The 22414-nt window shown below is 64.8% G+C and carries 24 protein-coding genes; 15 read left to right on the top strand and 9 right to left on the bottom strand.

From position 1 onward, the window contains the following. Genes AVE30378_RS11210 through AVE30378_RS11200 form a run of 3 tightly spaced genes read right to left on the bottom strand, consistent with a single transcriptional unit; the run spans position 1 to position 3012 of the window. Positions 1–942 (bottom strand): branched-chain amino acid ABC transporter permease, encoded by a 942-nt coding sequence (locus tag AVE30378_RS11210; RefSeq protein ID WP_167507611.1) that lies wholly within the window; start codon positions 940–942, stop codon positions 1–3. Positions 943–956: 14 nt separating this feature from the next. Further along, positions 957–1826 carry a branched-chain amino acid ABC transporter permease gene (locus tag AVE30378_RS11205; protein ID WP_129240931.1) on the bottom strand — a complete coding sequence of 290 codons (870 nt, stop codon included), beginning with the start codon at positions 1824–1826 and terminating at the stop codon, positions 957–959. Positions 1827–1830: 4 nt separating this feature from the next. Then, entirely contained in the window at positions 1831–3012 is a 1182-nt protein-coding gene (locus AVE30378_RS11200) for an ABC transporter substrate-binding protein (protein WP_129240930.1), read from the bottom strand. A gap of 332 nt (positions 3013–3344) precedes the next feature. Between AVE30378_RS11200 and AVE30378_RS11195 the strand changes: the two genes are divergently transcribed. The 10 genes from AVE30378_RS11195 to AVE30378_RS11150 all read left to right on the top strand — a co-directional run bounded on the left by AVE30378_RS11195 (position 3345) and on the right by AVE30378_RS11150 (position 11921). Beyond that, positions 3345–4079, top strand: a complete 735-nt coding sequence (locus AVE30378_RS11195; RefSeq protein ID WP_129241056.1) for a succinate dehydrogenase/fumarate reductase iron-sulfur subunit — start codon at positions 3345–3347, stop codon at positions 4077–4079. A 1-nt stretch (position 4080) separates the two neighbouring features. Next, positions 4081–4416 (top strand): succinate dehydrogenase, encoded by a 336-nt coding sequence (locus tag AVE30378_RS11190; protein WP_129240929.1) that lies wholly within the window; start codon positions 4081–4083, stop codon positions 4414–4416. After that, complete coding sequence (locus AVE30378_RS11185; RefSeq protein ID WP_129240928.1) at positions 4413–4757, top strand: succinate dehydrogenase/fumarate reductase transmembrane subunit; 345 nt, start codon at positions 4413–4415, stop codon at positions 4755–4757. Before AVE30378_RS11190 ends, AVE30378_RS11185 begins: the two co-directional genes overlap by 4 nt. A 1-nt stretch (position 4758) precedes the next feature. Continuing rightward, positions 4759–6498: an L-aspartate oxidase gene (locus tag AVE30378_RS11180; protein WP_129240927.1), complete on the top strand. Its 1740-nt coding sequence runs from the start codon at positions 4759–4761 to the stop codon at positions 6496–6498. A 13-nt stretch (positions 6499–6511) separates the two neighbouring features. Then, on the top strand, positions 6512–7447 hold the full coding sequence (locus tag AVE30378_RS11175) for a fumarate hydratase (protein ID WP_129240926.1): 936 nt from the start codon (positions 6512–6514) through the stop codon (positions 7445–7447). Next, positions 7441–8121, top strand: a complete 681-nt coding sequence (locus tag AVE30378_RS11170; protein WP_129240925.1) for a fumarate hydratase C-terminal domain-containing protein — start codon at positions 7441–7443, stop codon at positions 8119–8121. The genes AVE30378_RS11175 and AVE30378_RS11170 overlap by 7 nt, the downstream gene beginning before the upstream one ends. A gap of 50 nt (positions 8122–8171) precedes the next feature. Beyond that, complete coding sequence (locus AVE30378_RS11165; protein WP_129240924.1) at positions 8172–9005, top strand: amidohydrolase family protein; 834 nt, start codon at positions 8172–8174, stop codon at positions 9003–9005. Positions 9006–9056: 51 nt separating this feature from the next. Continuing rightward, on the top strand, positions 9057–9959 hold the full coding sequence (locus tag AVE30378_RS11160; RefSeq protein ID WP_129240923.1) for a LysR family transcriptional regulator: 903 nt from the start codon (positions 9057–9059) through the stop codon (positions 9957–9959). Positions 9960–10099: 140 nt separating this feature from the next. Then, positions 10100–11101 carry a Bug family tripartite tricarboxylate transporter substrate binding protein gene (locus AVE30378_RS11155; protein ID WP_129240922.1) on the top strand — a complete coding sequence of 334 codons (1002 nt, stop codon included), beginning with the start codon at positions 10100–10102 and terminating at the stop codon, positions 11099–11101. A gap of 67 nt (positions 11102–11168) precedes the next feature. Further along, positions 11169–11921, top strand: coding sequence for a sulfite exporter TauE/SafE family protein (locus AVE30378_RS11150; RefSeq protein WP_341868031.1), 753 nt, complete (start codon positions 11169–11171; stop codon positions 11919–11921). A gap of 47 nt (positions 11922–11968) precedes the next feature. Here AVE30378_RS11150 and AVE30378_RS11145 read toward each other — a convergent pair whose 3' ends face one another. Further along, on the bottom strand, positions 11969–13498 hold the full coding sequence (locus AVE30378_RS11145; protein WP_129240921.1) for a CoA-acylating methylmalonate-semialdehyde dehydrogenase: 1530 nt from the start codon (positions 13496–13498) through the stop codon (positions 11969–11971). A 119-nt stretch (positions 13499–13617) separates the two neighbouring features. On the opposite strand from AVE30378_RS11145, the gene AVE30378_RS11140 reads away from it, so the two are divergent. Further along, the gene (locus AVE30378_RS11140; protein ID WP_129240920.1) at positions 13618–14583 is read left to right on the top strand and encodes a LysR family transcriptional regulator; all 966 of its coding nucleotides are present in this window, start codon (positions 13618–13620) and stop codon (positions 14581–14583) included. On the opposite strand, the gene AVE30378_RS11135 is transcribed toward AVE30378_RS11140, so the two are convergent. Then, positions 14580–15581 carry a Bug family tripartite tricarboxylate transporter substrate binding protein gene (locus AVE30378_RS11135; RefSeq protein ID WP_129240919.1) on the bottom strand — a complete coding sequence of 334 codons (1002 nt, stop codon included), beginning with the start codon at positions 15579–15581 and terminating at the stop codon, positions 14580–14582. The two genes, AVE30378_RS11140 and AVE30378_RS11135, sit on opposite strands and share 4 nt — an antisense overlap. A 62-nt stretch (positions 15582–15643) precedes the next feature. Beyond that, on the bottom strand, positions 15644–17290 hold the full coding sequence (locus tag AVE30378_RS11130) for a thiamine pyrophosphate-binding protein (RefSeq protein ID WP_244235020.1): 1647 nt from the start codon (positions 17288–17290) through the stop codon (positions 15644–15646). A 396-nt stretch (positions 17291–17686) separates the two neighbouring features. On the opposite strand from AVE30378_RS11130, the gene AVE30378_RS11125 reads away from it, so the two are divergent. The 3 genes from AVE30378_RS11125 to AVE30378_RS11115 all read left to right on the top strand — a co-directional run bounded on the left by AVE30378_RS11125 (position 17687) and on the right by AVE30378_RS11115 (position 19403). Further along, positions 17687–18274, top strand: a complete 588-nt coding sequence (locus AVE30378_RS11125) for a TetR/AcrR family transcriptional regulator (protein WP_129240918.1) — start codon at positions 17687–17689, stop codon at positions 18272–18274. Between the two features lie 141 nt (positions 18275–18415). Further along, positions 18416–18913: a hypothetical protein gene (locus tag AVE30378_RS11120; RefSeq protein ID WP_129240917.1), complete on the top strand. Its 498-nt coding sequence runs from the start codon at positions 18416–18418 to the stop codon at positions 18911–18913. 34 nt (positions 18914–18947) lie between these two features. Further along, the gene (locus AVE30378_RS11115) at positions 18948–19403 is read left to right on the top strand and encodes a hypothetical protein (RefSeq protein WP_129240916.1); all 456 of its coding nucleotides are present in this window, start codon (positions 18948–18950) and stop codon (positions 19401–19403) included. A 50-nt stretch (positions 19404–19453) separates the two neighbouring features. Here the strand turns inward: AVE30378_RS11115 and AVE30378_RS11110 are convergent, their stop codons facing one another. Together AVE30378_RS11110 and AVE30378_RS11105 are read right to left on the bottom strand one after the other, a co-directional pair. Continuing rightward, positions 19454–20029, bottom strand: coding sequence for an HD domain-containing protein (locus AVE30378_RS11110; RefSeq protein WP_129240915.1), 576 nt, complete (start codon positions 20027–20029; stop codon positions 19454–19456). Positions 20030–20070: 41 nt separating this feature from the next. Continuing rightward, positions 20071–20805, bottom strand: coding sequence for an SDR family oxidoreductase (locus tag AVE30378_RS11105; RefSeq protein ID WP_129240914.1), 735 nt, complete (start codon positions 20803–20805; stop codon positions 20071–20073). A 111-nt stretch (positions 20806–20916) separates the two neighbouring features. Between AVE30378_RS11105 and AVE30378_RS11100 the strand changes: the two genes are divergently transcribed. Further along, on the top strand, positions 20917–21723 hold the full coding sequence (locus AVE30378_RS11100; protein WP_129240913.1) for a LysR family transcriptional regulator: 807 nt from the start codon (positions 20917–20919) through the stop codon (positions 21721–21723). 127 nt (positions 21724–21850) lie between these two features. Here AVE30378_RS11100 and AVE30378_RS11095 read toward each other — a convergent pair whose 3' ends face one another. Then, on the bottom strand, positions 21851–22102 hold the full coding sequence (locus AVE30378_RS11095; RefSeq protein ID WP_129240912.1) for a hypothetical protein: 252 nt from the start codon (positions 22100–22102) through the stop codon (positions 21851–21853). Positions 22103–22414 lie beyond the last annotated feature (312 nt).

The following is a 22414-nucleotide window of genomic DNA, read 5'->3' as shown; positions in this document are numbered from 1 at the left end:
TCAGCTCCGGTAAAGGCGTTCGCGCAGCAGGGGCAGACGCGCGGCGAGTACGCCCATCAGTCCGCGCGGCATGAAGCGCAGCACGGCCATCAGCATCAGGCTGAAGAAGATCTCTTCGGCGCCCGGAACGTTGCGCAGCAACTCGGGCGTGGCGGTCAGGAGGGCCGCGCCCAGCAGCGATCCCCAGACGCTGCCCATGCCGCCGATCATCACCACCGCGAATTGCAGCAGCAGTTGGTTCAGGCCGAAGCTGTCGGGCGCGATGCGGCCGATCAGGACGGCGAAGAGGGCGCCGGCGATGCCGGTGACGAAGCCGCTGGCCACGAAGGCGGCCACCTTGTAGCGCGCGGGCCAGTAGCCCAGCGACGCGGCGGCGAATTCGTTCTCGCGGATGGCGACCCAGGCGCGCCCGATGCGCGAGCGCAGCAGGTTGAACGTGCCCCACACCACCAGCGCCACGGCGGCCAGTATCAGGTAGTAGCGCTGCGCCTGCGATTCCAGGGCCATGGCGCCCAGCGACGGCGCGGGGATGGCCAGGCCGCTGGAACCATGCGTATAGGCGTCCATGTGGATATAGCCCCAGCGCATCAGTTCGCCGAAGGCCAGGGTCACGATGGCGAGGTAGTAGCCCTTGAGCCGCAGCGCGGGCAAGCCCACCACGAGGCCCGCGGCGGCGCCAGCCAGGCCGGCCGGCAGGATGGCGGCCCAGAAAGACAGGCCGGCCTGTTCCATGAGAATGCCCAGCGCATAGGCGCCGATGCCGAAGAAGGCCATGTTGGCGAAGGCGAGCTGGCCCAGGTAGCCGAGCACGAGGTTGAAGCCCACGGCGGCCAGGCCATAGACCAGGATGAGATTCAGCACATACTGGACGTAGTCATTGGTGGCCAGGGGCAGGGCCACCAGCAAGGCTGCGACGACGAGGAATGCCAGGCGTTTCGGCACGCGGGTCTCCGATGCTAGACGCGTGTCAGGTCGGGCCGGCCGAACAGGCCTTGCGGCCGCGCGATCAGGACGACGACGATGACGAGATAGGAAAAAATGTCGATGAGCGCGGTGGACAGGTAGCCGCCCGCCCATTGCTCCATGACGCCCAGCAGCAGGCCGCCGACGACGGCGCCGCCCAGATTGCCGAAACCGCCCAGCGTCATGGCGGCAAACGCGCGGATGAGCGTCTGCCCGCCCATGTCGGGATAAAGCAGGGTCACCGGGGCGACCAGGATGCCGGTGATGCCGCCCAGCGCGGCCGCCAGGCCCCACATATTGCCGCTGAAGGCGTCCACGTCGATGCCGACCAGCGCCGCGCCGCGCGGGTTGGCCGAGGCGGCCTGGGCGATGCGGCCGAAGCGCGTCAGCTTGAAGAAGAGGAAAAACACCAGGACCAGCGCCAGCGTCATGCCCGCCATCAGGATGTCCTGCACCGTGATGATCAGGTCGCCGGCCTCGATGGGCGGAAACGAGAAGACCGGCGGCATGGGCAGCACTTCGCGGCCCCAGAACAGGCGGGCGATGCCGCGGAACAGATAGGACAGCGCCACCGTCATCATCGCCAGGATGATGTGCGGCGACAGGGAGATGGGACGGATGACCAGGCGTTCCACGCCGCGCCCGATCAGGAACATCGCCACGACGGCCACCGGAGCGGCCAGGGCGAACGGCGCGCCGACGTACTGGATCAGCACGTAGACCACGAAGGCGCCCAGCATGAAGAATTCGCCATGCGCGAAATTGACGACGCCCGTGGCGCGGAATACCACCGTCATGCCCAGGGCCAGCAGCGCGTAGATGCTGCCCTGGGCGATTCCGCTTAAGGTCAATTGCAGCAGCATGGATCTACTTTTGCGCGTCGGGCCAGCGCTTCACGACCACGGGCTTGCCGTCCTTGCCGTAGAGCAGGAAGGCGCCGCCCTTGACGCCGGCGTGGTCGGTCGGCGAAAAGCTGATCGGCGTGGCCGAGATGCCGGATTCAAAGTTCCGGATATTGTCGAGGGCGGCGATGAGCTTGGAGCGGGTCAGGTCGGGGCCCGCGTCCTTCAGCGCCTGCACCATGGCCAGCGCCCCGCTCATGCCCAGAAAGCTGAAGGCCTCGATGCGTTCGTTGGGGTAGTACTTGTGGATCAGGTCGCTCCACTTCCGCATCTCGGGGGTGTCGGTGGGATGGGAATAGGGGTAGTAGACGGCCATGTTGGCCACCGGCGCCAGGCTGCCCACACGGTTCCGGGTGTCCTCGAGCGAGATGGATTGCGGCGCCAGCACCGGGACCTTCACGCCGTATTTGTAGGCGTCGCGCATGAAAATGGCGACTTCGGCCGGATACATGAGCACCAGCACGAAATCGGCGCCGGCGCCGCGCAGCTTGAGTATCTGCGGGGTGGCGTCGGTGGAGCCGCGTTCCATGGTCAGGTCCAGCGCCGGCGCCAGGCCATATTTGGACTTGAGATAGGCGACGGCCGGGTCGCGGTTGGATTTCCCCCAATCGTCGGAGTGGCTGATGATGGCGATCTTCGCGGTGCCCGGCTTGGACATGGCGAAGTCGATCATCGACCGGCCCACCTCGTCGGTGGTGGCCACGGGCTGGAACATATTGGCCGCCAGCGGCGTGGCGATGCCGGGCGTGGCCGCGCCCAGGCCCATGAAAGGAATGCCGGATTTCTCGATGTCGGCCTTGGCCGCCATGACCACATTGCTGCACAGGCCGGCGTCCAGGGCGAACACCTGGTCCTGCGAGGCCAGCTTCTTGAAGGCCGCCAGGCCGCGCGTGGGGTCGCAGGCGGTGTCCTCGCGCACGAGCACGATCTTCCGGCCATGGATGCCCCCGGCATCGTTGACCGATTTGTAGACCGATTCGACGCCGAAAACGGCCTTGCCGAACAGCGCCGCGGCGCCCGTCATGGGGCCGAAGATGCCGATCTTGATGGTGTCCTGGGTCAGTCCGGTGGTTTCATCCGCATGCGCGATGCCGCCGGCCAATGCAAGGACGGCCAGCGCGCTGGCCATGCGTGAGAAGGTCGCCATGGTGTCTCCTGTGCCCGTCTGTGTGGCATGAGGTCATTTGTTCTTATCGATCTCTTCGGCAAGGAAAGCCGAGGAGACTCATGGCGATTGTGCGGCGCCGGGCTATGCAGGGGAATGCCGCCCAGTCGAAAGTGTTTTTCGATTTAATTGAACGTGTGGGATTTCCCGTGCCGTTGAACATGCGTCGGCGTGGAAGGCGCCCGATCGCCATTCCGCCCTCTGAAAAGGGCAAAAATAACTTCAAAAAATATCAACTAAATCCATATTGCTTCAACCATATGCAAGCTTCAGAATTCTGCTCATGGGCGTCGCGTATCGCCCGAGGGCGGAAAATGGACAGCAAGCATTCCACACATCAGAGGCAACTCACGGTCCGTATCTCTCGGGGAACCGAAGACGGAACCTTTTCGACCTACTCGGTCCCGTGGCGGGAGAACCAGACGGTCCTGGACGTCGTGACCGAAGTCCAACGGACGCAGGAGCCCGGCCTGTCTTATCGCTACGCATGCCGCGTCGGCGTGTGCGGGTCCTGTGCGATGACGGTCAACGGCAAGCCCCGCTGGACGTGCCGAACCCACGTGAGCCGCGTGGAAGAAGGGGGCGTGATCGTGATCGAGCCGTTGCGCAACATGCCGCGGATCAAGGACCTCGTCGTCGACATGCGCGAGTTCTTCCAGAAGTGGGCTCGCGCGGGAAACACCTTTGTCGGCACGGCCACGCGCAACGATCCGCCGGCGACGGTCTTGCCCCAGAGCAAGAAACGAAAGCTGGCGGACGCGGCCATCGAATGCATCAATTGCGGTGTGTGCTACGCGGCCTGCGATGTGGTTTCCTGGGACAAGGAATATCTCGGCCCCGCCGCCCTGAACAGGGCATGGACGCTGTTCAATGACGAACGGCATGCCGATCCGAAGGATGTGCTGCACAAGGCCACCTCCGGCAGCGGCTGCAATTCCTGTCATACCCAGGGAAGCTGTATGACGCACTGTCCGGTGAGCCTGAGTCCCACCGGCAGCATCGCAGGGCTGAAGCGCAGCTCCCTCTTGAGCCTGCTCAAAGGGGGCTGAAATGGAAGCCCGCCTCTTTGCGTTCCAGCGCCTCACGGCGGTGGTCATGGCGCCCTTCGTCTTCGTGCACGTCGGACTCATCATCTATGCGGTCCGCGGCGGCCTGACCGCGGGGGAAATTCTCTCGCGCACCCAGGGGAACTGGTTCTGGATCGCTTTCTACGGCCTGTTCGTGGCGAGCGTGTCGATCCACGTTCCTATCGGCGTCCGCAACATCCTGATCGAATGGCTCCGGATCGGCCGCAAGCCGGCGTCCGCCGTTGGGCTGGCGTTCGGCGCGGGCCTGCTCGTTCTGGGCCTGCGCGCGGTCGCGGCCGTGGGAGGGCTCGCGCAATGAAGTCAGCCCGCAACCACCGGGCCTACTGGGCCTTTCTGGGGCATCGCCTCTCGGGCCTTGCGCTGGCCTTGTTCCTGCCCGCCCACTTCTACGTGTTGGCCATGGCGCTGGACGAAGCGCGGCTTGACGGGTTCTTGAAGCTTGCCGAGATGCCGGCGATGAAGGTCGGCGAATGGGGGCTGGTGCTGCTGCTCACCCTCCACATGTTCTTCGGGCTGCGCCTTCTCGCGCTCGAGCTTCTGCCCTGGAATTCGACGCGGGACGCGCGCATCGCCTGGATCGGGTGGGGCTTTGCGGTCTCGATGGCGACGGGCCTGGTGTTCATCTCTGGAGTGATCTGACGTGCGGATCGATATTCACAAGACAGACATCCTGGTGCTGGGCACCGGCGGCGCGGGCCTGTTCGCGGCGCTGCATGCCAAGAAGGCGAACCCCGCCCTGAAGGTGACCGTGACCGTGAAGGGGCTGCTTGGCAAATGCGGCTGTACCCGCATGGTCCAGGGCGGCTACAACGTCGCGCTGGCCGCGGGCGACTCGGTGGAGCGCCACTTCATGGACACCATCGAAGGCGGCAAATGGCTGCCGCGCCAGGATCTGGCATGGCGGCTGGTCGAAGGCGCGGTCGAACGGGTGCGCGAACTGGAAAACGAGATCGGCTGCTTCTTCGACCGCAATCCCGATGGCTCGCTGCATTCCAAGGCGTTCGCCGGCCAGAGTTTCGACCGCACCGTGCACAAGGCCGATCTGACGGGCATCGAAATCATCAATCGGCTGATGGAGCAGGTGCGGGGGCTGGACATCGAAGAACTGGAGGAACACCGCGCCATCGAACTGATTCCCGCGGCCGACGGTTCCGGCATCTCGGGCGTCCTGTTCATCGACATGCGGGCGGGCACCTATCGGCTCATCCAGGCAAAGGCCGTGCTTCTGGCCACGGGCGCCGGCCCTACGATGTACCGGTACCACACGCCTTCCGGCGACAAGACCTGCGACGGCCTGGCCATGGCGCTGCGCTACGGGCTGAAGCTGCGGGACATGGAAATGGTGCAGTTCCATCCGACCGGCCTGCTCGGCGGACCGGACACCCGGATGACGGGCACGGTGCTCGAAGAAGGGCTGCGCGGCGCCGGCGGCTACCTGCTCAACGGCAACGGCGAGCGGTTCATGAACAACTATGACAAGCGCGGCGAACGGGCCACGCGCGACGTGGTCAGCCGCGGCATCTACGCCGAGATGCGTGCCGGGCGCACGGGGCCGATGGGCGGGGTCTACATCCAGATGAGCCATCTGGGCCCCGACAAGGTGGCCAAGACCTTCCCCGGCATGGTCAACCGTTGCAAGGACTGCGGATTCGATCTGGCCGGCGGCCAGGTCGAGGTCGTTCCGACTGCCCACTACCTGATGGGCGGCGTCGAGTTCAACGTGGACGGCTCGACCGCCTCGCCTGGCCTTTTCGCGGCCGGCGAAGACTGCGGCGGGGTGCACGGCGCCAACCGGCTGGGCGGCAACGGGGTGGCCAACTCCACGGTGTTCGGCGGGATCGCCGGCGACTCGATGGCCGCATATGTCGCGAAGGAAGGGCAGTGGCGCGACCCGGACAACCGGGTCATCGCGCAAGGGGTCGAGCGCGCCGAGTTTCCATTTTCCAGGCCGGCGGGGCGCATTCACGAACTGCGCGATGCGCTCGCCCAGACGATGTGGGACGACGTCGGGGTGCTGCGCCATCGCGAGGCGATGGAGCACGGCCTGGAAGCCGTGGCGGCACACCGTGGCGCCTTGCGCGGCATCGGCGTGGCGGACGGCGACCGGCGCTACAACCTCACCTGGCACGACTGGCTCAATCTCGAAAGCCTGGTCGATATCTCCAAAGTCATCACGGTCTCGGCGCTCGCGCGCGAGAACAGCCGCGGAGCGCATTTCCGCGAGGACTTCCCCGAACCGGGGGATCTGCACGCCAGCCATTACACGCGCGTGAGCGCGCAGGATGGCGACGTGCGGCTGGAGATGGTTCCGGTTTCTTTCGACATCGTAAAGCCCGGCGAATCGCTCATCGAAGGCGAGCCCGGAACCCCCCAGAACTGAGGCATCCCCAACCATGAGAATTCCTGTCCAGAAAGTTGAAGAGGCGGCGCTGGAGATCATGCGCCGCGCGGCGATCGAGATTCCTGCCGACTACAGGCAGGGCGTCCAGGAGCTGCAGAAAAAGGAAACCGGCAAGCTGCCGCGCTTTGTCATCCATGCCATGGTCGACAACTGGGACGCCGCCGACCAGGACCGGCGCCCCATGTGCGCCGACACCGGCCTTCCGCGGTACTACGTCAAGGTAGGCAACAACGCCTCGGTCGACGCCGGCTTCGTCGCGGTGGAACGCGCCCTGCGCCATGCGACGGCCGAGGGGACGGCCACCATTCCGCTGCGGCCCAATCGCGTGCATCCGCTCTGGCGCACCGACCACAACAACAACGTCGGCATCAACGCGCCCGAGATCGAGTGGTCCTTCGAGCCCGACGCCGACTGGATAGAAATCACGACGGTGCACAAGGGCGGCCTGTTCGGCACCGATTACCGGATGCTGTTCCCCGGCGACGGCATCGACGGCATCAAGCGCTTCGTGCTGGATACGCTGATCGCCTTCGGCAAGCGCGGGCTGGCGTGTCAGCCGGCCATCGTCGGCATCGGGTTGGGCGGGTCGAAGGACACCTGTATGCAACTGGGCAAGCAGGCCGCGTGCCTGCGGACGGTGGGCGACCGAAATCCCGACCCCAAGGTGGCGGAACTGGAGCTGGAACTGATGGCGCTGGGAAACTCCATCGGCATGGGCGCGATGGGTTTCGTGGGCTCCGGCATGGTGGTCGACTGCCACATCGAATGCGGGTACACCCACACCGGCGGAATGCCCATCAGCCTGCACACGTTCTGCCTGTCTTCGCGCCGCGCCACCGCGAGGATTCATGCCGACGGGGAAATCCAGTACCGCACCGATCCCCAGTGGTTCACCCCCTACATGCGCCGGGAGACGGTCGAATGGTAAGCAACGACGACGGAATCAAGGTCTTTCACCTCGACTTGCCGGCCAGGCGGGAGGACATCGCCAAGCTCGAACTCGGCTCGGCGGTCTATCTCAATGGCGTGGTGTACACGGCCCGCGAAGGCATCTACAAGAAGGTCCTGGACGAAGGTCTGCCACTGCCGGTGGATCTGCGGTCCATCAGCAATGTCAACTTCCATTGTTCGCCGGCCGCGGCGCCGGACGGCCGCGGAGGCTACAACGTGGGCGCCGTCACCGCCACCGCGTCGTTCCGGTTCTCCAAGTGGATTCCCCGATGGCTGGAACGGACAGACTGCCGCATCCTGATCGGCAAGGGCGGCATGCCCGCCGACGACTACAAGAAGGTGCTGGCGCCGGGCGGCGCGATCTACCTGACGACCGTCGGCTATGGCACGGGCGCGTTGCTGGGCCGCGGCATCAAGCGCGTGCGCGAGGTACATTGGCTGGACGAACTCGGCATCGCTCAGGCGATGTGGCTGTTCGACGTCGAAAACTTCGGGCCTTTCATCGTTGAAAGCGACCTGGACGGCAACTCGCTCTTCGCGCAGCACGCCGAAACGATCAACGCGGGTATCGAGAAGCTCTATGCGGGGCTGAAGCCCCCCGCGCTGCACCGCTACGGCGAGACGGACAATCGCAAGGACGAGGTGATGTAGGCGCGGTACTGCACGGCCCCCGCAACGAGTTTTCGGATAGAGACACTGCAATGATCATCGATTTTCGCCTCAGGCCTCCCGTGGGCGGCTTCCTGAATACGCTGATGTACTCGGCGGGAGAGCGCCGCGACGGATTTACCCGGACGGTGGGCTTCGAGCCTTCCGCGGCCGCGCAGCGGCAGTCGATGGACCTGCTCCTCCAGGAGATGGACGCCGCCAGGATCGATCGCGGCGTGGTCGTGGGCCGATTGGCGGGGGTGCTGGGAAGCGTGTCCAACGAGGACGTCCGCAATATCGTGGCCGGCCACCCGGGCCGGTTCATCGGGGCGGCCTCCATCGACCCGACCGACCGGCGCAAGGCATGCCAGACGATCAGCCAGGCGGTCGAGGACGGGTTCAGGCTGATCAACATCGAACCCGGCTCCTACCCGATACCCATGTATGCCGACGACCGGCGCCTCTACCCGATCTACGGTCACTGCGAGGACATCGGCGTGCCGGTGATCATGATGGTCGGAGGCACGGCGGGCCCGGACCTGAGCTATTCGGATCCGATCCGGACCGACCGGGTCCTTGCGGATTTCCCGGACCTGAACGTCGTGGTGGCGCACGGCGGATGGCCGTGGGTCAACGAGATCCTGCACCTGGGCTTCCGGCGGCCCAACCTGTGGCTGGCTCCCGACATGTATTTCTCCCGCATGCCCGGCTGGGAGGAATACCTGAAGGCGGCCGACGGTTTTCTCTCGGATCGGATGCTCTACGCCAGCTCCTTCCCGTTCTGCCCGGTGCTGGGATACAAGGAATGGTTCGAGAAGCTGCCGATCAAGGAAGATAACCTGAAGAAGGTCATGGGCGGCAACGCGCAAAGGCTGCTTGGCATCTAACGCTTCGTCCCCCCGCCTTTCAACGCTGGTCTCTACGAGGACGTATCTTGCATGGATATCCGGACGCTCTACACGCTGATAGCGATTGCAGACCATGGCAGTTTCGCCGAGGCCGGCAACACGATCGGCCTGTCGCTGTCGGCGGTGAGCATGCAGGTTCGCGCGCTTGAGGACGAACTCGGCATCACGATCTTCGACCGCAGCCGCCGTCCGCCGATCCTGACGGATACGGGGCTTGCGCTGGTGCACCGGGCCCGCGACCTGATCGCGCACTGGGAGAGCATGAGCGCCTCGCTCAAGAAAGGGACGTCGGCGGGATTGCTCAAGCTGGGCAGCGTCCATACCTGTGTATCGGGCGTGCTGCCGCTCGCCCTGCGCCATCTGCAAAAACAGGGGCACGGCCTGGAAGTCCATGTCACGACGGGACTGACGCATGACCTGGAACGGGCCATCTACCACCGCCAACTGGACGTGGCGATCGTGACCGAGCCCGACGCGCCCAGGTCGGGCCTCGATTTTCTGCCGTTCGTGGAGGAGGAACTGGTCGTCATTGCGCACCGTTCGGTGAAGGGCGCGAGCGACCAGGAGATTCTGGAACAAACCCCTTATGTCCGGTTCAATCGTTCGGCCCGGGTGGGACATCTCGTGCAGGAAGAGATGGTGCGCAGGCGGATAACCGTGCGCTCGACCATGGAGATCGACAACCTCGAAGGGGTCATCGCCATGGTCGCCAACGGCCTGGGCGCGTCGGTGGTGCCGGCCAGGCGGGGCAGGAACGAGTTCCCGCCGGGTATCCGTGTCATCCCGTTCGGCTCGCCGACCATCACCCGGCGGCTGGGCATCCTGGCCCCGAAGGAAAACCCGCGATCCCACCTCTCGCAGTTGCTGCTTGAGGCGTTGAAGTCGGTGTGCGCCGGCCAGCGCGAGCCTACGGAGAAGGCCGGCTCCGGCTAGTAGTCCGCCAATAAGAACCCCCGCAGTCCTTACCGAAGGAATCGGGCCTCTCGGCCCGAGGGATGGTTGTTGCCTGGCGAATCGTCTGCCTGCGGAACCCGGCAGGCCTCGCCGCCCCGCGAACTGAAGGAGACAGAGTCATGAAAAACACAACGCAATCCGCAACTACACGCCGCCGCATCGTCAAGGCCATGGGCGCCGGCCTGGCGCTTTCGCCATTTCTGGCGAGGCCAGCGTGGGCGCAATGGCCGTCGGACAAGGCCATACGGATGATCGTTCCGTTCTCGGCGGGCGGAGCCACCGATCTACTGGGCCGCGCGCTCGCGGTTGAACTGGGCAAGGGCCTGAAGCAGAGCGTGATCGTCGAGAACCGCGCGGGCGCCGGCGGCAGCGTGGGCGCGCAGGCCGTCGCCGGTTCTCCGGCGGATGGCTATACGCTGTTGCTCGCATCGGGCAGCATGTTCACCGTCAACCAATTCATCTACAGCAAGCTGCCGTACTCGCTGGACGACTTCAGCCCCATCAGCAAGATTGCCAGCGGCCCCATGGTCGTCACCGTCAATGCCAGCCTTCCCGTGAAAAACACCCGGGAACTGATCGAATACGCCAAGGCCCGGCCCGGGAAGCTCAGTTTTTCGTCCGCCGGCGTGGGCAGCCAGACTCATATGGCGGGCGAAGCCTTTACCGATGCGGCCGGCATCGAACTCATGCATGTTCCCTACAAGGGTGAAGGCCCCGCCTACACGGACCTCATGGCGGGCGTCATCGAAGTCGCCGTGGGCAACATCAACGCCATTTCCCCTTTGCTCAAGGGCGGGCGCTTGCGGGCGCTCTCCGTCACGGGCAAGGAGCGCTCCCCGCTGCTTCCCGACGTGACGACCACGGCGGAGGATGGCGTGCCGGGGTTCGAGTTCACCGGCTGGTTCGCGCTGATGGCGCCGGCGGGAACGCCTGGATCCTCGGTCGATCGGCTCCTGGCCGACGCCAGGGAAGCGGTCGAACAGCCGAACATGAAGCGCTATCTGGCGGACCAGGGCATGTATGCGACCATCGCGGCGCCGGCCGAGCTGAAAGACGAGATCGCCCGGGAGTCGGCCAAGTGGAAGGCGCTGGTGGAAAAGAAGAAGATCACCGCCAGTTGAGCCCCCCGCCCCAGCCATTTCCGGGGCTCCCATTGCATTCCGTGTCCCTCAAGCCCATCCTGCCCGCATGATGCCCGTCGAAACTCTCGCTTTTGTCGTTCCCGTCATCTTCGTCGCCTACGCTGTCTTCGGGATGACGGGATTCGGCGCGGCCATGGTGGCCGTGCCGGTTCTGGTCCAGTTCATGCCTTTGCAATTCGCCGTGCCGCTCGTCGTCCTGTTCGACCTGGCCTGCACCGCGCTGGTGGGCGGCAGCAACTGGCGGCGGGTTTCGCTCGACGAGCTCAAGCGGCTTTTTCCCTGGCTGCTGCTCGGCATCGGGCTGGGGGTCACGTTGCTGCACAACGCGGGCGCCCGATGGCCCTTGATGCTTCTGGGCGGTTTCGTGCTGGCCGTGTGCATCAGAGGGCTGCGAGGCTCGCCGGCCAAGACGAGCGTTCCGCTGCATGCATACTGGGCGCTTCCATTCGGCGTCTTCGGCGGAATTTTCAGCGCGCTGTTCGGCACCGGCGGGCCGATCTACACCATCTATCTTTCGCGCCGGCTCGACGCGCTGGACCAGTTCCGCGCAACGATCTCGGTCGTCATCCTGTCGAGCGGGGTCCTGCGGGCGGCGGCCTTCGGCGCGGCCGGACTTTACGGGCAAGCGGACATCCTGTCGGCCGCCGCGGTCCTGCTTCCGGTGTCGCTCGCCGGCCTTTATGCGGGGTCGCGCCTCAGGACTCTCGTGTCCCCCGGCTTGCTGAAACGAGCCATTCTGGTGCTGCTCGCCATCGCGGGCGCCGGCGCCCTCTACCGCGGCTGGATCTCGGCGTCGTGAAAGACGCCGCCGGCGCGCCGCGGTTGGGCCGCGCCAGGCGATCGGGTCTACTTCGCCGTCGGCATCGCGAACTCGGCGCCTTTGCCGATGCTCTCGGGCCAGCGCTGCATGATCGACTTCTGCCGGGTGTAGAAGCGCACGCCTTCCTCGCCGTAGGCATGCATATCGCCAAACAGACTGCGCTTCCAGCCGCCGAAGCCGTGCCAGGCCATCGGCACCGGGATCGGTACGTTGATGCCGACCATGCCCACCTGGATGCGCCGGCTGAACTCGCGCGCCACGTTGCCGTCCCGCGTGAAGCAGGCCACGCCGTTGCCGAATTCATGGGCGTTGATGAGGTCCACCGCTTCCTTCAGGTCTTTCACGCGCACGCAGCCAAGCACCGGGCCGAAGATTTCTTCCTTATAGATGCGCATGTCGGGCGTGACGTGGTCGAACAGGGTGCCGCCCAGCCAGAAGCCGCCGCCGCAGTTCGCGCCGGCTTGGGCGCCCTGGAAGCCGCGGCCGTCCACCAGCAGTTTCGCGCCCTCTTGTTCGCCCAAGGCGATGTAGCCGCTGATGCGCTCGTGGGCGGCGCGGGTCACGATCGGGCCCATTTCGGCAGCCGGGTTCTCGCCGTCCAGCACCTTCAGCGCCTTCGTGCGCTCGATCAGCCTGGGCAGCAGCCGGTCGGCCACGTCGCCCACCAGCACCGCCACGCTGATCGCCATGCAGCGCTCGCCGGCCGAGCCGTAGCCCGCGCCGACCAGCGCGTCCACGGCCTGGTCGATGTCGGCGTCGGGCATCACCACCATGTGGTTCTTGGCGCCGCCCAGGGCCTGCACGCGCTTGCCATGGCGGGCGCCGGTCTCGTAAATATAGTTGGCGATCGGAGTGGAGCCGACGAAGCTCACCGCCTTCACGTCGGGATGTTCCAGCAGGGCGTCCACCGCCACCTTGTCGCCTTGCACCACGTTGAACACGCCTTCGGGCAGGCCGGCTTCCAGCAGCAGCTCGGCGATGCGCAGCGACGGGCTGGGGTCCGTCGGGCTGGGCTTGAGCACGAAGGTGTTGCCCGCCGCGATCGCCACGGGGAACATCCACATCGGCACCATCACCGGAAAATTGAAAGGCGTGATGCCCGCCACGACCCCCAGCGGCTGGCGCAGCGTCCAGTTGTCGAGGCCGGTGGAAACCTGTTCCGTGTAGTCGCCCTTCAGCAGTTGGGGGATGCCGCAGGCGAACTCCACGATGTCGATGCCGCGCGCGACTTCGCCCTGGGCATCGGTGAACACTTTGCCGTGCTCGGCGGTGATAATGTGGGCGAGTTCGTCGCGGTGCCTGTTCATCAGCTCGAGGAACTTGAACAGCACGCGCGCGCGGCGGATCGGAGGCGTGTCCGCCCATTGCGGAAATGCCGCCTGCGCGCTGTCCACCGCGCGACGGACTTCGTCCGGCGTGGCCAGCGCCACGTGCTTCGCGACCGCGCCAGTGGCCGGATTGAAGATCGGCTGGCGGCTGCCCGTGCCCTCGACGTAACTGCCGGCGATGAAGTGCCCGGCATCGCGGGAGGCGGTGCTGGCCTTTGCTGTGTTCATGGTTTGCTCCTGTGCTCAAGAACGGCATGCGAGAGCTGGCAATGTCGCCCATCGCCAGCCGGCCGTCGAGACCGCGGCGCTGGAATCAGTGTTTGGCATTTCGAACAACGGAAGAAGGCATGACGAGAACAAGACGCCTGGAAGACCTTTGGTCACACATTCACTGCCTGGGAGTGCTGGCCAATACCGGCAGCTTCACGGCCGCCGCCCGCCGTTTGCAGATCAGCAAGGCATCGGTGAGCCAGCGGATTGCCGAACTGGAGCAGGCGGCCGGGGTTCCCCTCGTGCGCCGCACGACCCGCAGTGTCAGCCTGACCGAAGCCGGGCAGCGTCTGGCCGGCCAGACCGCCGAGGCCTACCTCCGCATCGAGGAAGGCTTCTCGGCGGTGCGGGACCTGTCCGATGCGCCGCGTGGCGTGCTGTCCGTGACCGCTCCCGTGGCGCTGGGACGCCAGATCATCGCGCCGCTGATACCTGGGTTCCTGAGCCGCTTCCCCGATGTCCGGATCCAGTTGGAACTCAGCGATCATCTGGCGTCATTGGCCACCGAGGGGTTCGACCTGGCCATCCGGCACGTCGCCGGCGTGCCGGAGACGCACGTGGCGTCGGTGATCTGCGAGACACGCTCGGTGCTCGTCGCGACGCCGGCATACCTGTCCAAGCACGGCACGCCGAGGACCCCGCTCGATCTCGCGGGCCACAACTGCCTTCACTACCTCCGGCGCAGCGGCGGCGCCACCTGGTCATTCGAGTCGCGCGCTGGAGGGAAAAGCGTGGTGGTGCCGGTGTCGGGAAGCTTCACGGCGAACAACAGCGAAGTGCTGCGGGAAGCGGCGGCCGGCTCGCTCGGGATCGCGCTGCTGCCGGATTTCAGCGCGGGCGAGGCCTTGCGCAGCGGGGTTTTGGTCGAGGTCCTGCCAGCCTGGCGTGTGGTCGGAGACTACGCGGAGCGGCTCTATGCGGTCCGGCCCTACACGGCGCGGGTGCCTCGGACCGTGTCCTCCTTCGTCAGTTTTCTTCGAGATGCCATCCCGGCATTCGGCGGCGCCGAAGGACCTGCCCCGGCGCAGCGCGCTCGCGGCTAGTTGATTTGCAGCCCCGATTTGGCCACCAGGTCGGCATAGATCGCGTCCCCCTGGCGGATGTACCGCTCGGTCTCGGCAGGCGACAGCACGTGGGGAATACCCCCGAAGTTGGCATTTCCGGCTACCCACTTCGGATCCCGCGCAATCTGTTTCAGCGCAGACGCCCATTTGTCGACGGCTTCCGGGTTCATCCCGGGCGGCCCGAAAAGCCCGCTCCAGCCTATGACCGCCTCTAGCTGAGGGAACCCCAACTCGCGCGCGGTCGGTATGTCCGGAAACTGCGCAATGCGTTCCGGCGTGGTCGTCAGCAGGGCACGCAGCTTTCCGCTTGCAAGAATGCCGGTCATCGAGCTCAGGTTATTGCAGGCGAAGTCGACGTCCTTGCTGAGCACCGCCAGCGCTACCTCGTTGCCCCCTTTGTACGGAACGCTTACCACGGCGTCCGCCTTCAGCCCAAGATTGCTGAGCAGCAACTGGGGCGCGAGGTTCTGCACCGTCGCCGGGCCGGAATGGCTGTAGTTGAGCATCCCGGGGTGCGCCTTCAACGCATTCGTCAGGTCGCCGAAAGTCTTGTACGGGCTGTCCGGATGCACCACACAGACCACCGGATTCAGTTCCAGCAGCCCGATGAAGGTGAAATCTTGGGAAGTGTACGGAGTCGTCTTCGGTTGCAGCGCGGGCAGCAACACCTGGGATCCGATCCGGCCGACCAGGAGCGTATAGCCGTCGGGCGCGGCATTCTTCACGGCGGTAGAGCCGATCGCGCCGTTCGCTCCTGCCTTGTTGACCACGACGACAGGCTGCCCCAGGGCGCCTTGCGCGGCGGCGGACAGATTGCGGGCCGCCATATCGGCGTCGCCGCCCGCGCTGAATGGAACGATGAGCTGTATCGGCTTGGCGGGATAGGTCTGGGCGGATGCCAGGCTGGAAAATGCGCCGAATAGACAAATCGCGGCGCGAGCGAACGCACCCGGGCGGGTGCCGGAAAGGCTGATCATGGGATGTCTCCTGTCGTTCTAAGGGACGAAACCGGACTGCAACCGTGCCCGGCGCGCCGAGGTCAATGACCGGTCGCGGACGGGTCCGATGCGCTAAAAGCCGGGGCGGCCTCTCCCGCCATGGAGACGTTGATACAGGCCGGCAGCCCGCTGTTGATCGCCAGCCCGAGCGCAGTCTTGAGGCTTTCGGCGTCATGGGCGGCGAAGCCGGCGCCTCCAAGCGCCGACGCCACATCGTGGTACCGCGCCGTCGGCGAAAGCTCGCAGCCGATCAGCCGCTGCGGGCCGTACGTGCGCACCTGGATCAAGTGCTCCGCATTCCAGCGCAGGTCGTTGCCGATCACCGCGATGATCGAGGCGTTTTCACGAACGGCGGTGTCGAGCTCCATCAAGTGAAAGCCCGCGGTGCCGTCACCCATGAGGACGACCACCGTCGCGTCGGGCCGGGCGATCTTCGCCGCGATCGCGTAGCAGACGCCCGCGCCGATTGCCCCGGACATCCCGTTGATGATGCGGGTGGGGGCTGTGCAAAATGCCTGCGCCCACTGGCCGAACTCGCCACCGTCGCAGACCAGGACCGGATCGGGCACGGACGCCAGGAAGGTCTGCACCGTTTCGCAGAGCGCGCGCGGCCCCAGCGGGGCGCCCGCGGAGGCGGCGAGACCGTGGCTGGCGCGGTTCCGGAGCGCCCCGTCCACCCGCGCGCGCCACGCGCTACGCTCGGCCGCCGGTCGCGCTGCCCGCAGCGCGGAAAGCACCGCCACGGGCTCACCCTGGAGCGTGAGCGCGAGGCGCTCGCCGAGGAGGCGGCCCGCGCGTTCGAGCATCCTGGCATCGGGATCGATCACCGCGACCCGGGCATGCTCGCCAAGCGCGCGCGTGCCGCCGAACCCCAACGTGAAGTCCAGGCACTTTCCTGCCAGCACGATGAGGTCTGCGTGGGGAATGATCTCGGACAGGGAGCCCAGGGAAGGGTCCTTGAGGCCGCGGGGGCTTTCCATCGGGACGACGGGAACCCCAAGCGCCTCTTCCAGCTTATCGAAGGCTGCGCGCATGTGCGATCGCGCGCCAGCCGGTCCCGCCAGGACCAGGGGGCGTTCCGCGCCAGTCACAAGCGCCGCGAGCCTTTCCAGGCTGCTCGCGTCGATCGGGGCGGCCGCCCGGCTGGCAGCCGGTTCGGGCAGTTCCTTCAGGCCCGTCTCGGCCGTCAACAAGTCAAAAGGGAGCGCCAGGTGGACCGGCCCGCGCCGAGGCGCGAGCGCCTGGCCGACTGCATTGTCGAGCGCGGGATAGAGTTCCTGTACGGTCAGCGGACGGATCGAGAGTTTGGTCAGCGGGCTGGTGATGGAGACCTGGTCCAGCTCTTGGAACGCGCCCGAGCCGTCTTCCCCCACGGAGGAATCGCCGGATATGAGCAACACCGGGCTTTCCGCCTGCGACGCCGAATAAAGGGGCGCGAGGCCATTGGTAATGCCCGGCGCCGCCGTGAGCATCGCGACTCCAAGCTCTCCGGTAATCTGGGCCCACGCGTCGGCCATGAAAACGGCGGCCGCCTCATGCCGCACGTGGATGATGCGGATACCAGCGTCGAGACAGGCATCATAGAGCGGCATGATCTGATTGCCAGACAAGCTGAAGATTGTCTTGACGCCCAGGCGATGCAGCGAACGGATAATCAACTGAGATCCAAGCACCTGTGTCTCCGTCATGGCCGCGCCTGGGAAAATCCGCGCGCGCATTTTCTTGCCGTCTAGGGGAGGGGCCAGTCTAACGACTATCCAGCGCCTGTTGGTTGATGATTTTTGAACCTACATGAGGGGCGCGCCGCCTGGAGATTGAAGCCGGCAGGCGCCGCGGAAAGTACTGACGCGGAGCGCGGACAGGCGGCTCGCACCGGTGTCTGGCACCCCTGCGAGATGACGATACGGCTTGAAAAGACGTTTCCCGGGTGCCAGACACCCGGCCCCGGATCGCATGGCATATCAAACAGCAGACTTGACGAATAACCAACCAACTAGTAGATTGGTTTCCTTGCCACGCTCATCGGCCGCCCCATCCAGGCCTGCCGCGGGCATCTTTGCAACCAGCCAACACCGACGATAGACATGGACACAGAACTTTCGCCCAGGGCCGCCGAGATCGCCGAGCACGCGAAGATCCTGCTCGCCGCGGGGGGCTACAACGGCTTTAGCTATGCCGACATTTCGGATCGGGTGCGCATCGGCAAGGCCAGCATCCACCACCATTTCCCCAGCAAAGCCGAACTGGTTTTGACCGTGGTCGTCCAGCACCGGGCGCAGTCCCGGGCTGGCCTGGCCGCGCTGGACAAGCAAGTCGCGGATCCGCGCGCGCGCCTCGATGCCTACACCGGCTACTGGACGGCGTGCATCCGGGACGCGACCTCTCCCATATGCATCTGCGCCATGCTGGCCGCCGAACTGCCGGCCGTCCCCCGCGAAGTCGCGGACGAAGTGCAAGGGTATTTCCGGGATTTGTCCGCCTGGCTCGAATCCGTGCTCAAGAAAGGCGCGGCCACCGGGCAATTCCGCCTCCAGGACACCGCGGCCGTCGAGGCCAACGCCTTCATGGCCACCGTGCATGGCGCCATGCTGTCCGCCCGGGCCTTCGACAACCCCGCGATATTCGAATCCATCACGCAGGCGGCGATCCGCCGGCTTGCGCCGGAAGCATGAAGTACATGCCGCCCATCCAGATGGGTCGGCTTTTTTTTATCGCACTAACCAACCAACTAGTTGATTGAATATCGAAGCAGCAGCCACCCACAACGGAGGCCTGCGCTCGATCCCAATCAGCGCCATCAGGAGCGAACCTTCATGTCCCACTCTCTTTCGCCACTAGGCATAGGCCATACGCTGATCAGCCTGATCCCGCTCGCCGCGGGGCTCTACAGCTTCGCGCGCCATCGCGGCATCGACCGCAACACGCGTTCGGGCAAAACCTATCTTGCGGGACTGATCTTGTCGGTGCTGACCTCCTTCGGCCTTTCCAGCACCGGCGGCATCAATGCGGGGCATGTGCTGGGCGTCCTCGCACTGCTTGCCGCATGCGCTGGCGTCTTCATCCATCGAATGCCGATTCTGGCTCGCCTGCACCCTTATCTGTCCGCCTTCCTGTTCTCATTCAGCTTTTTCCTGCTGGGCGTGCCCGGGATCGGCGAAACCCTGAGACGGCTCCCGCCCGCGCATCCGCTGGCCGCCAACCTGCAATCGCCGATCCTGCTCGGCACGCTGGCCTCATGGTTTGCCCTCTTCGTGCTGGGGACAGCATTGCAAGCCGGCTGGATCTGGTCACGACGCAAGACGCGGGTTTAGCGCACAAGCCCCTTGCTTTCCTTGGAGGATCCGTATGCTGTTGCCGATAGCCGCATCCGACAGACCGCACATCCATGCCACGCATCCGCTGCGGCATGCCGCCTACGCGGATCTTGCGACCCCAGCCCAAGCCGCCCACCAGATGCCGCCTTCATGCGCCGCGATGCTCCAACTGGCGGACATCGCGTTAGCCCCCCAGAATCCGGACGTGCTGCGGGACCAGTGCGCGGACGATCGTGTGCATCGCGCGGTGCAAGCATTCCAGGCTTCCGGCCGGGCGCTACCGGCCTGCGTCGGCGCGGCTTGGGGCTCAGTCGAATGCCTGCAGCGCTTCCAGCCCTATTTCGTCGTGCGCAGCGATCCGCCCATCGACACGGCCAATACCCCGGCGCCCGTCAGGCCATGGCGTCTGGCCGTGGCCGACACCGAACGCGCGACCCTGGACCGAGGCTTCGAAAACTCCCGCCAGCGCCGGCAATTGCCTGCCTGAGCCTTGGTTTCCCAAACAATGGATAGGCGATCACTCCATCGCGCTATCCATCATTTCTCCTGAAAATGCCGGGCTACCCATCGCTCGCAGACTACCCATAGTTGCGGGGCGCCCCTGGCGATGACAGGCCCATACCGGGCAAGCACCTGCTCAAGCGAAACGCCGCTTTCCTTCCAAGTGCCGCCGTCGGTGAACACATTCGTAAGAAGAGGCTGAAATCGATCGAGCGCCTTTGCGAACTTCGCGTCCTCGGTCTCAGCGCGCTCAAATTCTTGCCAAAGACCAAGGAATGCGTCGGCTTGCGGCTGCGGCAATAAGCCGAATATCCGCTCCGCAGCCCGGGCCTCCTGCTCGGCCTGGATTTCGCTCGATGTCCCGCCGTGGATCGGAAAATCGCCGACATCGATTTCGACGATGTCATGCAGCAAGAGCATTTGCATGACTCGATGTGCATTGATCGATCCGCATGCGTACTCGCTCAGCACCAAGGCGTACATGGCCAAGTGCCATGAATGCTCGGCCGAATTTTCCCTCCGGCTTCCATCAAGCAGTGGCGACTGCCGGGTGACGGCTTTCAGTCGATCAATCTCTCTCAAGAAAACCAGTTGCTGTTCCAGCTTGTTCAATGGCGTGACCCTCCTGGTTCTCCCTGATCGCAACTTGCGAATTACGCTTGCTGCCGCGTGGCGGCCAGGACGATTTCACGCACGCACACGCCATCCGGCTGCGAATAGGCGTAGTGGATGGCGTTGGCCACGTCCTCGGCGGCCAGCACCTTGCCGCCCATCTCGGCCTTCCAGGCTTCATAGCCCGTCTTGATGCCTTCATCGGTAGTATGGCCCAGCAACTCGGTTTCCACGGCGCCCGGCGCGATCGTCGTCACGCGCACATTGTGCGCCGACAGTTCTTCGCGCAGGTTCTCCGACAATCCGTGCACGGCGAACTTGGTGCCCACATAGGCCACATGGTTGGGAAAAGTCTTGCGGCCCGCCACCGAACTGATATTGATGATGTTGCCGCGCTTGCGCTGGACCATTCCCGCCGCGACGGCATGCACCCCGTTCAGCACGCCTTTGACGTTCACATCCAACATGCGGTCCCATTGGTCCGGATCCTGGCGGGTAATGTCGCCCAGCAGCATGACGCCCGCGTTGTTGATGAGGGCATCGGCCGGGCCAAAACGGTTTTCGCCTTCCTGGACGGCGGCGGCCAGCGCGGCGCGATCGGTCACATCCACGGACAGCGCCAGGGTGTGGGGCAGGTTCAGTGCCTGCATTTTTTCCAGCCGGCGAGCCAGCAACAGCAGGGGATGGCCGTGTGCCGAGAACAGGCGGGCGGTGGCCAGCCCAATGCCGGAACTGGCTCCCGTGATGATGACGAGGGGCTTTTTCAAGGAAGACATGATGGACTCCAGGTATCGGTTTTACATATGCTTTAGTGCTGTTCTCAATTCTATGGCTGCAAATAACCCTTGAGAAATGGTTTATTCTTTTGAGAGGAATCGGAGAAACTTATGGATAGCCGCCAACTCAAGGCTTTTGTCGCCGTCTTCGAAGAGCGCAACATAACGGTCGCCGCCCGTCGCCTCCATCTGAGCCAGCCCGCCCTGTCGGGAACGATCAAAAGCCTGGAAGACTTGCTGGGCACTCAATTGTTCATGCGCCAGGCGCGAGGTGTCGCCGTGACGGAGGACGCCCGTATCCTGTACCCGCAGGCGCGCCGCATCCTGTCGCAAACGGACTCGATGACCCACCAGTTCCGCCATGGCTCGCATACCTCGCGAATCGCTATCGGCGTCGGGGCGGATATTGCAGGACCAGACATCGTCGCTTTCGTGCACGCGGCGCGGCAAGCGGTGCCGGCGCTTTTTGTGAGCCTGCTCGAAGGCTGCGACGGCGATGCTCGACTGGCGACCGAAGACGAGCGCTGCGAGGACGAGCTGTTCTTGACGCTGTCCGTGGACCCCTACGTTCTGGCCATCCCCGAAGGCATCGGTGCCGATGCCGCATTGCCATGGATCGTATGCCCGAACCATCCAACACATCAGCGCCTTCTCCCCTTCTATGGCGCAGCGGCAAACATGCCAGCCGCGCACGCGGGGTCGCTGCGTTTGGCGCTGGAATTGACGGCAGCCAGAGTAGGCATCTGCGTGGCACCCGAATCCCTGGCGCGCAGCCAGGCCGGTGTCGAGATCCGACCTATGGACGGGTTGGAAATGTCGCGCCGCGTAGGTCTTTGCTATGCGGTGCAATCGCTGGACAAACCCGCGGTGGCCATGATCGTCGAGCGATTCCGGGAGCCGTCGGGCGCTTTGGTGTAGCGGGGGCGAAAGTGCGCACGGTGCTGCCCTGTGTCAGACACCCCTACGAAATGTCGGTACGGTTTGAAGAGACGTTTCCCGGGTGTCTGACTCTCCCAGGGGCAAATGTCGTCGCCATAGTTGGGTGTCAAACGCCAAACCTCGCCCAGCCATGAAAAAAGCCGTTGGCGCAAAAATGCCAACGGCTTTCAAATTCTGGTGCCCGGGGCCGGAACGAATCATCGACTTGAAAACCGTATGAATACTTGATGTGCGATTTTTTGTCTTTCGACATGCCGTCAAAAATACCGTCAGAAATGCGCCACTGGACCTGGACGGCCTGACAGGACGCTAGACGATTGGGGACGACCGGTTTGCCTGAACTCGTCAAGATCAGCACCCTTGCGGCTCCGCCCAGCTCAACGCAATGGAGTGGCGTTTCACCGCCTAGCCAACTCCGCTACGGGCGCTGAACACCTCGGGTCCAAAGTCAATTACCCCCCCGACAAAGGGGTAGGGCAAGGCCGGTTTTGTTGTGTCAGGAAACCGGCAACCTCGCATCAGCAGCCCATCTCGGTTTCGCCATGTCGGAGGCAGGTATTACGTCCGAGCCTGCCCTGGTCATCATACTCTGCGTCGAGACATGCCTCGACGCAGGACTAGCGGGCCAATACACTCCAGGGTACCGGTATTGGTGAAGTTGAAAGTTCAC

The organism is Achromobacter veterisilvae (assembly GCF_900496975.1).
GTDB lineage: Bacteria > Pseudomonadota > Gammaproteobacteria > Burkholderiales > Burkholderiaceae_B > Achromobacter > Achromobacter veterisilvae.
This window is presented reverse-complemented; position numbering and strand designations above follow the sequence as displayed.